Below are 12143 nucleotides of genomic sequence, written 5' to 3'. Positions count from 1 at the left end.
GGCCATGGGTGCGCGGGAGGGTACCGGCCTCCATGGGGCGCCCACAACCCGAGAGGTCGCGGGCAGCCCGGCGGCCGGTCGCAAGCGCAACCCCTTGCGAAGGCCAGGGCGCCATGCGACGTCGCACGCATGCGATTCACCCTGCACCGAGGCGTCAGCCTGGCCGTCCTCGCCTCCGCCCGCACGGAGGCCGACCATCACGAGGACCTGGGGTGCAGCATCCAGGGGCCCACCGCGCGCCCCGTGCGCCGCGCGCAGGTGCCGCTGAAGCGCCACATCGCCGCGCTGGGCCGCGAGGGCGCCCTGCGCGAAGCGGACGCGCTCATTCGCTGGTTGGAGGAGACGCCCCGCTACGCCGCGCTCTGCCAGGGCACGAAGCGGCGCATGGGCCGGCGCGTGCTGCGCGAGGACGTCCTCTTCCCGGATCCGCTGCGCCACCGCCCGCGCGTGCTGCACCTGCGCCAGGACTCGCTGGGGCTGGACGTTCCGGTGCGCGCGAAGGACTGGCCCGTGGTGGCGGACCTGTTCGCGTCGCTCGCTCGCGGCGCGACCCGTGAAGAGCTGCGCGCGCTGGCCACCGTGCCCGTCGTGGGCGAGCTGCTCGGCGACCTGTCGCAGGCAGGCTGGCTCGTGCGCCATGACGGGCCGGTGGACGTGCCGGGACCGGGGGCCCTCTTCGTGGGGCACAACACGGTGCTGGTGTCGGGTAGGGAAGGGCGCGTGCTGGTGGACCCGTACTTCCGCCCCACGGGCGAGGCGGACCTGCCCGGCTATGGTTCATTGCAGGCGTCGGACCTGGGCCGGGTGGACGCGGTGGTCATCACCCATTCACATGGGGACCACTTCCACCTGGGCTCGCTGCTGCCCCTGCCTCGCGACACGCGCATCTTCGTGCCGGCGGTGGCTCGCGAAAGCCTCTTCTCCACGGACTGCGCGCTGCGGCTGAAGCAGCTGGGCTTCACGCACGTGGAGCCCCTTCGCTGGGGAGAGACGCGGCAGGTGGGCGACGTGACGGTGCACGCGCTGCCCTTCCACGGCGAGCAGCCCACCGACGGCGAGGGGCCCCACCCGGACCTCTACAACGAGGGCAACACGTGGCTCGTGCGCTCGAAGGACTTCTCCGCCGCCTTCTTCGCGGACGCAGGGCATGACGTGCGCGGGGACATGGACGCGGTGTGCCGCCGCGTGCGCAAGCAGCAGGGGCCGGTGGACGTGCTCTTCTGCGGCGTGCGCGGCTTCCGGCTGCCGCCCATCTTCTTCGGCTTCACCACGCTGGATGCGTTCCTCGTCAACGTGCCGCGCGACGCGCTCACCACGCCGCAGCGCTTGATGGCGGGCCCGGAGGAGGCGCTGCGCTACGGCGCGCTCCTGGGCGCGCGCTACGTGGTGCCCTGCGCGGACGGCGGCGCCCCCTGGTACTGGCGCGAGGGCATGGGCCCTCGCTACGCCGGCTATCCGGGCGAGCCCGTCGAGGGTGCGAGCAACATGGACGAGAACCCGGACGCGGATCCGTATCCGGAGCGGCTGGCCCAGGTGCACAAGGAGCAGGGCGAAGGGCCGCAAGCGCTCCTCCTGCGGCCCGGCGAGGCCCTGCGCTGGCGGGGCGCGCGGAAGCCGGAGGTGCTGAGCACGCCGGGCTTCGAGTGGCCGTTCGGGAACTGGCGCGAGGCAGCGCCTCAGCCGCGCAGCACGTCGCGGACACGCCAGAGGGAGACGAGGTAGAGCACGCCCAGGGCCGCGAGGCAGACGATGCCCAGCGTGACGTACCCTCGGATGATGTTGCCGACGGTCCAGCCGTAGGTCTCCACCAGGGCGCTGGGGTCGCTCAGGCCCACGCCCTCGATGCGGCCGAAGGGGATGCGGTCCACGTTCCTGCGCGCCGCCCACCACTGCTCGAAGCCGTCCATGAACGCCGCCGCGCCCATGACGAGGAACCCCCAACGCAGCTGATGCCGGTGGAGGTAGTGGCCCGGCGGCACGTAGAACGTGGCCATCAGCAGCGCCCCCAACACCATCAGGCCCGCGTCGCCGCCGAAGAAGAAGAGGGCCTGGGCCTGGGTCTGGGTGAGCACGAACCTGCCCGTCCAATGCACCGCGAGGAGCCCCGCGCCCACGCCCAGCCACGCCCACCGGCGGCGCTTCCAGCCCTGCCACACGAGCGCGCCCAACAGCCCCGACAGCACGACGGTCATGAACGTCGAGCGCTCGTCCGACACGTGGGTCACCCACAGCGTGGGCGTGGCGCTGAAGCCGCAGAACCACGCGGTGACGGCGTGTCCCAGCTCGTGCACCGGCATCGTGAAGAAGATGCGCAGGAGCCCCTGGAAGCCCGGCGAACGGACCGCGAGCCAGGCGATGCCGAGCGCGACGGGCAGCACCGCCAGCCGCAGCCGTGCCTCCAGGCGGCCCTCGTCGCCGGTGTGCTCGCCGTGGAGGGTGATGCCTTCCATGGCCGGGTCCGGCTCGGGCTGGGCCGCGACCAGGGGTGAGACGAACGTGGGGACGGTGTGGGCTTCCAGGGCCTCGCGCAGGGCGGCCCGCTGGTCCTCGGCCGCGCGCTGGACTGCTTCTCGGGCCTCGCGGTCGCGCGCTTCGGCCTGCTGGGTGGCGGCGCGCACTTCCGCGCGCAGGTAGATGACGCCGCACGCCGGGCACTCGGGCCCCGCCACGCGGGGGGCGCCACAGCGGGGGCAGGTCGCGGACGGAGGGCTCACAGGCCCCGCACTCTAGGTGCGCCGCGGGCGGGACGAAAATCGCACCGCCGGGAACCCACGAGGCTCCCGGCGGCGGAACGCGGAACTAGAAGCCGTAGTAGCTGCTGTAGTCCGTGCCGAACAGGTCGATGACCGTGACGCCCCACGAGTGCACGATGACGACGATGATCGTCTTGCGGAAGCGCGTGAGGTTCCAGTCGTTGATGGTGTGCTGCTGGATGCCCACGCTCATCGGCGAGCCGTAGCGCGCGGACTTCACCGCCGAGGGGAAGGTCTCGATGACCGTCGCGCGCTGCGCGACCTCCTTGCCGTCCTTGTCGATGAGGCTGGCGATGGCCTTGTACTTGCCCACCTTGATGTCTTCCGGGTTGGCGCGGATGCTCACGCGGTAGTTGCCCGCGGGGATGCCCGCCTCCTCGGAGTCGATGTAGACGAAGGCCGCGTCCACGCCCTTCGCGTACTCCGTGGCGGGGACCTTGTCGAAGCCCGCGATGCTCGTCGCCACGACGGTGGCCTGCTCCGACGTGTGGGTGCCGATCTCCGCCTCGTCGATCGCGAGGCCCTGCTCCTTCGCGCTACGCGACAGCTCGCTCTTGAGCTCGGTGCAGGCGGCCGCGGCGGCCGACGCGTACTTGGACTCGCCCGCGAAGGCGGAGCCGGAGAGGAGGAGGGCGGCAACGAGGGAGGAGCGCATGAAGCTGGAAGTGATCATGGGGGACGGGGAACCAATCTCCAGGAGGGGACTGCGGTCGCGGATGCCACGGGACCTCGGCACCGGCGGCTCCCCTGTGCAGCAGTGGTGCCAATCCCTCTCACGGCCGCGTTCCACCCGGCTCCAGAGGGAAAGCCTCCGGATGTAACAAGGCTTGTGACAGAAGTTGTGACATGCCGTGTTACGGCGAGCGCCCGGCAATGACTCCCCGCGCTACAACCGGAGGGGAACCCTTGACGTCCCCGGCCCGGAGCGCCCATGTCGTGCCCATGGCTCAGGAGCTGGACACCCGCACCCGGGGGAGGACCACGCGTGGGCGTCTGCGCGCACTGGACGCGTACCTCTGCCAGTTCGAGGCCACGTCGCTCACGCGTGACGACGGCCCCTGGGCCCGCGCCGTCTTCGTGGACGTGGGCTTCGGTGAACACCCGTGGACCACGCTGGAGAGCGCCACCGCCTTCCGCGCGCTGAACCCGGAGCTGTCCGTGGTGGGCGTGGAGCTGGACCCCGAGCGCGCCACGGACGCCGCGAGAAACCACGCGGATGCGCGCACCCACTTCCGCGAGGGCGGCTTCGCGCTCCCGCTGTCACCGGACGAACCTGCCCGCCTGGTGCGCGCCATGAACCTCCTGCGCCAGGGCCCGCCGGAGCGCATCCCGGAGGCCCACCGCGCGATGTCGCGGCACCTGGTGCCCGGCGGGCTGCTCGTGGAGGGCTCTTCCGACACGGACGGCGCGGTGCTGGTGGCCCACCTGCTGCGGCGGACGCCGGACGCGGAAGCCCCCACGCGAGAGGGCCTCCTCTTCCACACCGACTTCTCCCGGGGCTTCGCGCCGCTGCTCCTGCGCGACTGGCTGCCCCGCGACCTGCGCCGCCGCGTCCGCCCTGGCGACCCCATGCACGCCTTCTTCCAGGCATGGGAGGCGGCTTGGAACGCCGCGCGCGCGGAAGGCCACACCGCGCCCGCGGACGCCTTCGCCGAGTCCGTCGTGCGCCTCGCGAGCATGACCCCTGGGGTCGCCACCGACGCGTGGCTCCTGACCCGGGGCTGTCTGCGCTGGAGCCCGCCCGGCGGCACTCCGGCGTGAGCCCGGTTGCTCCTTGGAGGTGCAATCGTGCGGGGGCCGGTCCCAAGCGCCACCGGAAAAGGTATTCTGTCGGGAATTGAGCTTCCGGCGTCCCCCCGACTCGCCAGAGGCAGACGGCTCGACATGAACAGGCACCTTCTGACGCTTCTCGCCGCGGGGCTGATGGCAAGCACCTCGTCCGCCGCCGGCCCGTCGACCTCCGAGCTCGGGCGGGGTCGTCACGCGCAGCGTCCCCACCGCCAATCCCGTCGTTCCTCCGCGCGCCCGCGCCGCGAGGGCGACCCCGTGAAACTGGAGCATGAGATGGAAGAGGCCGCCTACTCCGATGAGGCCCCCGCGGCCGCCATCGCGACCCGGCCCCCCGCGTTGCTGTTCTCCGCCAACTTCTACGGCACCCTGGCCGCCGCCCGCTGTCTGGGCCGCCACGGCGTGGACGTGACGGTGGCGGACACCGGCCGGTTGGGGCCGGCCAGCTACTCGCGCTTCGTCAGCCGCCGCGTGCAGTGCCCGCCGGAGTCCCAGCCGGAGGCCTTCCTGCAGTGGCTGGTGGACTTCGGCCTGCGCGAGCCCGTCAAGCACGTGCTCTACCCGACGAGCGACGAACTGGCGTGGCTCATCTCCGCGCACCGCTCCAAGCTGGAGGACCTCTTCCACCTCTACGACCCGGGCGTGGACGCGGTGTACGGGCTGCTCAACAAGCGCCGCCTCTACGAAGTGGGCACGGAGGTGGGCCTGCACCTGCCGCGCACCTGGTTCCCCCAGTCGGAAGCGGACCTGGAGCAGGTGCGCCGCGAGGCGAGCTTCCCGGTGCTGCTCAAGCCCACCACGCAGATCCTCCACGCCACGCACCGCAAGGGCCAGCCGGTGGCCTCTCCGGACGACCTGGCGCGCGAGTACCGCGAGTTCGCGCGAGACACCTACGCGTCCATGCTCGTGAAGTTCGACCCGGCCGTGGTGAACCCCATGGTGCAGGAGTTCCACCCGGAGGCCGCCGAGGGCATCTACAGCCTCTCCGGCTTCGTGGATGAGTCCGGCGAGCTCTTCGAGGCCCGCGCCGCGATGAAGGTCCTCCAGCGTCCGCGCCGCCTGGGCGTGGGCGTCTGCTTCGAGTCCTCGCCGCTGCGCCCGGACCTGGTCGCGGGCCTCACCCGGCTGTGCAAGAAGCTGGGCTACCACGGCGTCTTCGAGGTGGAGTTCATCCAGACGAAGGACTCGTACCTCCTCATCGACTTCAACCCGCGCTTCTACGGGCAGATGGGCTTCGACATCGCGCGGGGGCTGCCCCTGCCGCTGCTCGCGTACCACGCGGCCACCGGGGACCGGGACGCGCTCAAGCGCGCGGTGGAGGACGCACGCGACGCCAGCGCCGCGCACGAGGACGCGGTGTTCTGCAACCGCATCGCGCTGGAGATGCTGCTCAACCTCCAGCGGCTGTCCGGCGCGCTGCCGGCCGACGAGGCCCGGCAGTGGCGGCAGTGGTTCAACACCCACAAGGCGACGGCGGTGGATCCGCTCATCGACCGGGACGACATGATGCCCGCGGCGGTGGAGCTGGCCACCATCTCCTATGGAGCCGCGCGCCACCCCCGCGCCTTCCTGCGGATGATGGTCTTCAACCGCTGAAAAGGGCCGTCAGCCCGCGGAACGAGGGGCCGCGGGGATCGGATCATCGAAGGTGATCAGGTCCTCGTGCGTCTCCGCCCGGCGCAGCCTGCGCACCTGCCCGCCCTCCACGCCCACGATGGCCGGCTGCGGGAAGGAGAAGGACGTGCCGAAGGGCACGAAGTACGCGCCCGCGTCCATGATGGCCAGCGTGTCGCCCACCTTCAGCTCCGGCAGCCGCACCGCGTGGTACAGCGTGTCCGCCGGGGTGCAGACGGGGCCCACCACCGTGTACGCCCGGTGCGCGGGCGCGGCCGGCTGCTCGACGTGGAAGAGCTGGTGGTACTCGTTGCGCACGCATTCGGCGTGGTTGATGCCCATGTCGAGCGCCGCCCACGTCCGCTCGCCGCCGTCCTTGAGCGCGTGCACGCGGCCCAGCAGGAGCTGCGTGTTGCCCGTCATCGCGCGGCCCGGCTCCAGGAAGATGCGCGGGCGCTTGCGGCCCTGCTTCGCGTAGTGCGCCTCCACCTGGGACACCACCTTCGCCACGTACTGCTCGATGGAGAGCGCCGCCGCGAAGTCCGGTGCGGGCAGGTCGCGCTGGAAGGTGAGGTTGAGCCGCCAGTCCCGCTGCTCGATGTGCTCCACCGTCGGCGTGCAGAGGCTGCCGCCCAGGTCCAGCACCTCCAGTTCCAACCCCAGCTCGCGGTGCAGCTCGTCCGCGAAGTCCAGCACCGCGCCGACGAAGCCCTCCAGCTCCGCTTCCGTGCGGATGAGCTCGCCCCGGTGCGCGTGCAGGCCCACCACGTCCAGGTTGCCGTAAGACATCGCCTGCCGGTACGCCGCCAGCGCCTGGCCTCCCACGATGGGCGTGCCGAACTGCGAGTTCCAGCCCGACATCGTCGTCACCCGCACGGCCACGCGCGGGCGCTTGCCCAGCTCCGCCGCGTGGCGTGAGAAGACGTCCATCTCCTCGCGGTGGTTCGCGGCCAGGAGGCCGATGCCCCGGGTGATGGACTCGCGGATGGACGCCTCCGACTTCACCGGGCCGTTGTAGACGATGCGCTCCGGCGCCACGCCCAGCTTGAGCGCGAGCCACAGCTCATAGGCGGAAATCACTTCCGCGCCCACGCCGCGCGCGTGCAGCGCGGACAGCACGCCCGGCACGGGGTTGGTCTTGTACGAGTAGTACACCTCGCAGCCGGCCGCCGCGCCCGGGGGAACCGCCTGGAACGCGTCCGCGTTGCGGTGCAGCGCCGCCATGTGCACCACGTGCAGAGGCGAGCCGTACTCAGTGGCCAGCTGGGACAGCGACACGCCCTCCAGGAAGAGGCCCTGGCCGGCGCGCGACTCCAGGCCCCACGTCTCCGGGGGGAGGAAGGCGCGGGCGGGGGCCATCGCGCGCTGCACGACGGGCCCCAGGGTCTGCTTCAACTGGCGCTTTGCGGTTCCAACGAGACGACGACGCAGGCTCACGGTGTGGGGCCCTTTCAGGAAACGCCAGGCAGCTTGAGGGGGAGGAAGCGCGTGAGGCCGAAGCGGTCCTTCAGCGCGCGCGTGGCCAGCTGCAGCAGCCGGTACTCCAGCTCGCCGTGCTCGCGCCGGTACTTATTGTGGATGATGGCGTTGGACTCCGCCACGGACTTCTCCACCTTCGCGCCCGTCTTGCCCAGGTCGTTCATCAGCGACGGCTTGCCCACCCGGTAGTTGAGGATGGGCCGGTTCACGTAGACGTGGCCGTAGCGGCGGATGCCGCGCATGTAGAAGTCCACGTCCTCGTAGACGGGGATGTTCGGATCGAACCCGCCCAGGGGCTGGAAGTACTCGCGGCGCACCATGCACGCGGAGTTCACGTACAGCGTGCCCAGGAACAGGATGTGCGCCACCGTCCACGCGCTGTTGGGCGTGGTGGCCCCCACCTGCGCCACGCGCTCGAAGTAGGTGCTCTTGTCCTCCAGCCACTCGGGGTCCTCGCTGAAGGGCACCACCCAGCCCACCGCCACGCCCGCGTCCGGCCGCGCGTCCAGCGCCGACACCATCGACTTGAGCGCCCCGTCGGCGAGCATGTCGTCGTCATCCAGGAAGTGCAGGTAGCGGCCCTTCGCCAGCGTGGCGCCGTGGTTGCGCACCAGCGCGGGGCGCCCCTTGGACGGCACCTCCTGCTTGAAGTAGCGCACGCGGGCATCGCCAATGCCCTGCACCGCGTCCCGGGCCGTGCCCTCCGCGGAGTCATCCAGGACGATGACCTCTACCTGGACGCCTTCTTGACGCAGCGCGGAGTGGATGGCCTCCACCACGTCCTTCTCGCGCTTGTACGTGGGCATCACCACCGAGACGTCGACTGATGACATAGGCCCCGGTTTATACCGGTGGCCCCCCACGACTGAGAAGCGAGCCGAGCCCCTCCGCGCGTGGGGCATTCCGCCACCCGGGGGCATTGCGCCTCGGACCCTGTGTCCGGCGCTACCCGCCTGCTGTCCGGGGAAGCGAACGCGGGAGGCCGTCTCGCGGTTTCTCGGAAGTTTCTACGGCCCCTTCAGGGGGCGGACCGGACAAAATGACAGTCGGATCGCGACAGGGCTGCCACACCGTGGCTCGCTGGCCACGGGTTTTTCAGTAGCTGGCGACGGCGAAATCGAAGGCGTCCAGGTCGTCCATGGCGTCGGCTCCGGGGGCGGAGTGGAAGGCGTCGTCCTCCTCGAAGAAGGCGTCGCCCGAGAGGGGGCCGTCGGCCTCCTCGGGGTCCAGCGGCAGCCATCCGGGATGCAGTTCCTCGCGGGCCATGTGCGTTCGTCCTCTTCCGCAAGCGGTACGGCTTCAGCCGGGGACTTGCAGTCGGTGTGCCACTTCTGGATACGAAACGGCCCACGCGGACGGGTCGTTTCCGACGAAAGGTGGGTCGCCGGACGGGCAGGCATGGCTTGACGCCGGAGCCTGGGGCCGACAGGAAGGGAACACCGATGGCCGTCCTGCTGGCACATGAAATCGAGAATCCGCGCCCGTGCAGCTACCTGCCGGAGCGGGAGGCGTCCCTGGAGACGCTGCTGATGCGCAACGTGACGGCGCAGGAGTACGAGCACCTGCTGGTGCGCGGATGGCGCCGCTTCGGTCCGCAGTACTTCCGGCCCGCCTGCGCGTCGTGCCACGAGTGCGTGTCCCTGCGAGTGCCGGTGGCGGGCTTCACGCCCAACCGCAGCCAGCGCCGGGCCCGCGCCGCGTGCGCGCACCTGCGCGTGGAGGTGGGCCCGCCGCGCGTGGACGAGGAGCGCCTGGCGCTGTACCGCGCGTGGCACGCGGACCGTGAGTCATCCCGCGACTGGGAGTCGTCCGAGCTGGGGGAGCGCGAGTACTCGTTCCAGTTCGCCTTCCCGCACCCGTCCGCGCGCGAGGTGGCCTGGTACGACGACAGCGACCCCACGGGCCCGAAGCTGGTGGGCCTGGGCCTGTGCGACGAGACACCGCACGCATGGAGCGCGGTGTACTTCTTCTACGACCCGGCCTACGGGCGGCTGTCCCTGGGCAAGGCGAGCGTGCTGTTCCAGGTAGAGCTGGCGCGCGAGCGGGGCATCCCCTACGTGTATCTGGGCTACCGCGTGCTGGCGTGCGATTCGCTGCGCTACAAGGCCGGCTTCCGCCCGCATGAGCTGCTGGAGGGCCGCCCCGCGCTGGACGCGCCCCCCGAGTGGCGTGCCGCGGCTGACGCGCAAGAAGCCGCGGCGGACGCGCCCGCGCCGGAGCTGGTGGGCCCGGAGGCGGTGCTCAGGAACCGCTGAGCAGCGCCGCGTCGAAGAAGCCGCGCAGGCGGTTCGAGTACTCCTCCGGGGCCTTCTTCGCGTACTCGCCGTGGTGCGCGCCGGGCACCACCCAGTAGGACTTGGGTTCGCAAGCGGCCTGGAAGAGCGCGTCCTGGAGGAACGCAGGCGCGTACTCGTCGACGTCGCCGTTGATCAGCAGCAGCGGCCGGCCCTTCAAATCACACAGGCGCTTCATGGGGTCCACCGCGTCCACGTCCACGCCGGACAGGCGCAGGGTCCAGAGCACCGGCTGCACGCTCAGCGGCCCCCACTTGCCGTAGCTGTAGCGCGTGTCCGCCTCCAGCGACGGGTAGGCGCCCGCGGCGGCCACCGCCTTGAGGCGTTCGTCATCGAGGGCCTCCAGCATCGCGGTGGTGCCGCCCATGGAGAAGCCGAGCACGCCCAGGCGGGATGGATCCACGTCGTCGCGGTGCGAGACGAAGTCCACCGCCGCGCGCAGGTCCTGGCGCTCGTGGTCGCCCCAGGTCACCAGGTCGCCCTCGCTCTCGCCGTGGCCGCGCGAGTCGAAGAGCAACACGCCGTAGCCCGCGCGTGAGAGCACCTCCGCCTCGAAGAGCATCTGCGTGCGGTTCTCCGCGAAGCCGTGCATCACCACCACCGCCGCGTGGTTGCGCGACGGCACGTACCATCCACGCAGCGTCAGGCCATCCCGCGTGTGCAACACCACGTCCGTGCGCTCCGCGAGCGCGCCCTCCGCCACCGGCTTCAACGGTTGGCGCGCGGGGTGCAGTACCGCGTGTGCGGTGCGGACGCTGCGGTACGCGATGAAGGCCGCCACCGCGAGCACGCCCACGAGGGCGAGCGCGATGAAACGGGCGGGCTGGAGGTGGATGGGTTTTTTCACGAGGATGAATTGTGAGCCTATACCCGGAATCCCGTTCCTGGCAGGCCCCCGGGCTCGTTGAGTCCCCAAGCGGTGAACCCCGTCCCCTGACGCGTCCGGCGCCTCTTGACGCGTCAGTGGTGGAACTCGCCCGGCAGGACGCCCTCCGGGTGTTTCAACGATGTATCAGCGGGCCGGTGATGGCCGCTGTCACGAAATGGCGTGGGCGCCCCCGGGAGATCCACCGGACGAACGGCGTTCAACTGTCTCCTGGGTGGCGGCGCCGGATGACCTTCGCTACCTATCGCAAGGTGCGTGGGCTAATGATCAACCCTCAGCTCCAGGGGTGGGCTCGCCGGACTCGCGTTCGCCGGGCAGGAGGTCAGAAAATCGTTTCTTACCGGGAATCCCAGACATTGGAACTGCAGGCGCGGCAAGAGATGGCGGTTCCGGCCCCTGGGCGGCGGCGCGTCTTGTTCACGCTCGTCTTCATGGGGACGGGGGGCATCGAGCGCTCCGTGTGCAACGTGTTGGCGGGTCTGGACCGGGAGCGGTTCGATCCCTCGCTGTTCTTCCACCATGGGCCGCCGCCGCCGGACACGCGTGGGCGCATCCCCGCGGACGTGCCCATCTCCTGGGGCGTGGGCGTGGAGGCCTACCGGCGCTGGGAGCTGCCGCGGATGCTCTGGCGGCTTTTCCAGGAAGCGCGCAAGGCGGACATCATCGTCTCCGGGCAGGAGGGCAGGGCGGCCCTGCTGGCGCGGATGGCGGGAGCCCTCCTGGGCAAGCCGGTGTTGGGGATGGTGCACTTCGACTGGGGCGCCTTCCACCGCGAGCAGCCGAAGCGTCAGCTCTGGGGTTTGAAGGTGCTCTACCCGGGCATGGACCGCATCGTGGCGTGTGGCTACGACTCCGCGAAGGCGTTCGCGGAGCTGGTGAACGTGGACCGCGAGCGGATGGAGGTCATCCCCAACTTCGTCGACGCGGCCCGCATCCGTGCCGCGGCGGACGCTCCCCTGCCCGCGTGGGCCGTTCCGGTGTTCAAGAAGCCGGTGGTCATCGCGGTGGGGCGGTTGGAGCCGCAGAAGTCCTTCGACATGCTCATCCGCGCGCACGCCCGGATGAAGGCGGCCGGGACGGACACGAACCTGCTCATCCTGGGAGTGGGCTCGCTGGAGGCGGAGCTCAAGGCGCTGGTCGCGGAACTGGGCGTGGGGGACTCCGTGTTCATGCCTGGCTACGCGGACAACCCGCACGCGCTGATGCGGCGGGCCACGGCGTTCGCCCTGTCCTCGCGCTTCGAGGGCCTGCCCATGGTGCTGCTGGAGGCGCTCGCGCTGGGCTGCCCCATCGTCAGCACGGACTGCCCCTCGGGCCCCTCGGAGGCCC

General features: G+C 71.0%; 11 protein-coding genes. 5 read left to right on the top strand and 6 right to left on the bottom strand.

The features are described from left to right. Positions 1-129 precede the first annotated feature (129 nt). The gene (locus tag D7V77_RS35280; protein ID WP_120580661.1) at positions 130-1722 is read left to right on the top strand and encodes an MBL fold metallo-hydrolase; all 1593 of its coding nucleotides are present in this window, start codon (positions 130-132) and stop codon (positions 1720-1722) included. Here the strand turns inward: D7V77_RS35280 and D7V77_RS35275 are convergent. Further along, the gene (locus D7V77_RS35275; protein ID WP_169822042.1) at positions 1677-2669 is read right to left on the bottom strand and encodes a hypothetical protein; all 993 of its coding nucleotides are present in this window, start codon (positions 2667-2669) and stop codon (positions 1677-1679) included. The genes D7V77_RS35280 and D7V77_RS35275 overlap by 46 nt on opposite strands. A gap of 130 nt (positions 2670-2799) precedes the next feature. Then, on the bottom strand, positions 2800-3408 hold the full coding sequence (locus tag D7V77_RS35270; protein WP_126936107.1) for a hypothetical protein: 609 nt from the start codon (positions 3406-3408) through the stop codon (positions 2800-2802). Between the two features lie 287 nt (positions 3409-3695). Here D7V77_RS35270 and D7V77_RS35265 point away from each other — a divergent pair, with 287 nt between their 5' ends. Together D7V77_RS35265 and D7V77_RS35260 are read left to right on the top strand one after the other, a co-directional pair. Continuing rightward, positions 3696-4514 carry a class I SAM-dependent methyltransferase gene (locus D7V77_RS35265; protein ID WP_120580658.1) on the top strand — a complete coding sequence of 273 codons (819 nt, stop codon included), beginning with the start codon at positions 3696-3698 and terminating at the stop codon, positions 4512-4514. Positions 4515-4817: 303 nt separating this feature from the next. Beyond that, entirely contained in the window at positions 4818-6137 is a 1320-nt protein-coding gene (locus tag D7V77_RS35260; RefSeq protein WP_172810505.1) for a carbamoyl-phosphate synthase, read from the top strand. Positions 6138-6146: 9 nt separating this feature from the next. Here D7V77_RS35260 and D7V77_RS35255 read toward each other — a convergent pair whose 3' ends face one another. The 3 genes from D7V77_RS35255 to D7V77_RS43975 all read right to left on the bottom strand — a co-directional run bounded on the left by D7V77_RS35255 (position 6147) and on the right by D7V77_RS43975 (position 8900). Then, complete coding sequence (locus D7V77_RS35255; RefSeq protein ID WP_233597431.1) at positions 6147-7550, bottom strand: pyridoxal-dependent decarboxylase; 1404 nt, start codon at positions 7548-7550, stop codon at positions 6147-6149. A 56-nt stretch (positions 7551-7606) separates the two neighbouring features. After that, complete coding sequence (locus tag D7V77_RS35250) at positions 7607-8467, bottom strand: glycosyltransferase (RefSeq protein ID WP_120580656.1); 861 nt, start codon at positions 8465-8467, stop codon at positions 7607-7609. A gap of 262 nt (positions 8468-8729) precedes the next feature. Further along, positions 8730-8900, bottom strand: coding sequence for a hypothetical protein (locus D7V77_RS43975; protein ID WP_158624551.1), 171 nt, complete (start codon positions 8898-8900; stop codon positions 8730-8732). A gap of 176 nt (positions 8901-9076) precedes the next feature. Between D7V77_RS43975 and D7V77_RS35245 the strand changes: the two genes are divergently transcribed. Continuing rightward, positions 9077-9889 (top strand): arginyltransferase, encoded by an 813-nt coding sequence (locus D7V77_RS35245; RefSeq protein WP_120580655.1) that lies wholly within the window; start codon positions 9077-9079, stop codon positions 9887-9889. Here D7V77_RS35245 and D7V77_RS35240 read toward each other — a convergent pair. Beyond that, entirely contained in the window at positions 9876-10775 is a 900-nt protein-coding gene (locus D7V77_RS35240) for an alpha/beta hydrolase (protein ID WP_233597430.1), read from the bottom strand. The genes D7V77_RS35245 and D7V77_RS35240 overlap by 14 nt on opposite strands. Positions 10776-11227: 452 nt before the next feature. On the opposite strand from D7V77_RS35240, the gene D7V77_RS35235 reads away from it, so the two are divergent. Further along, the coding region (locus tag D7V77_RS35235; protein WP_233597429.1) for a glycosyltransferase at positions 11228-12143 on the top strand (916 nt) is incomplete at its 3' end.

The sequence above is a fragment of the Corallococcus sp. CA041A genome (assembly GCF_003612075.1).
GTDB lineage: Bacteria > Myxococcota > Myxococcia > Myxococcales > Myxococcaceae > Corallococcus > Corallococcus exiguus.
This window is presented reverse-complemented; position numbering and strand designations above follow the sequence as displayed.

Excerpts from the sequence above, each read along its gene's own strand:
- D7V77_RS35280 (WP_120580661.1), top strand. The coding sequence starts at position 130 with ATGCGATTCACCCTGCACCGAGGCGTCAGCCTGGCCGTCCTCGCCTCC.
- D7V77_RS35270 (WP_126936107.1), bottom strand. The coding sequence starts at position 3,408 with ATGCGCTCCTCCCTCGTTGCCGCCCTCCTCCTCTCCGGCTCCGCCTTC.
- D7V77_RS35265 (WP_120580658.1), top strand. The coding sequence starts at position 3,696 with ATGGCTCAGGAGCTGGACACCCGCACCCGGGGGAGGACCACGCGTGGG.
- D7V77_RS35260 (WP_172810505.1), top strand. The coding sequence starts at position 4,818 with ATGGAAGAGGCCGCCTACTCCGATGAGGCCCCCGCGGCCGCCATCGCG.
- D7V77_RS35250 (WP_120580656.1), bottom strand. The coding sequence starts at position 8,467 with ATGTCATCAGTCGACGTCTCGGTGGTGATGCCCACGTACAAGCGCGAG.
- D7V77_RS43975 (WP_158624551.1), bottom strand. The coding sequence starts at position 8,900 with ATGGCCCGCGAGGAACTGCATCCCGGATGGCTGCCGCTGGACCCCGAG.
- D7V77_RS35245 (WP_120580655.1), top strand. The coding sequence starts at position 9,077 with ATGGCCGTCCTGCTGGCACATGAAATCGAGAATCCGCGCCCGTGCAGC.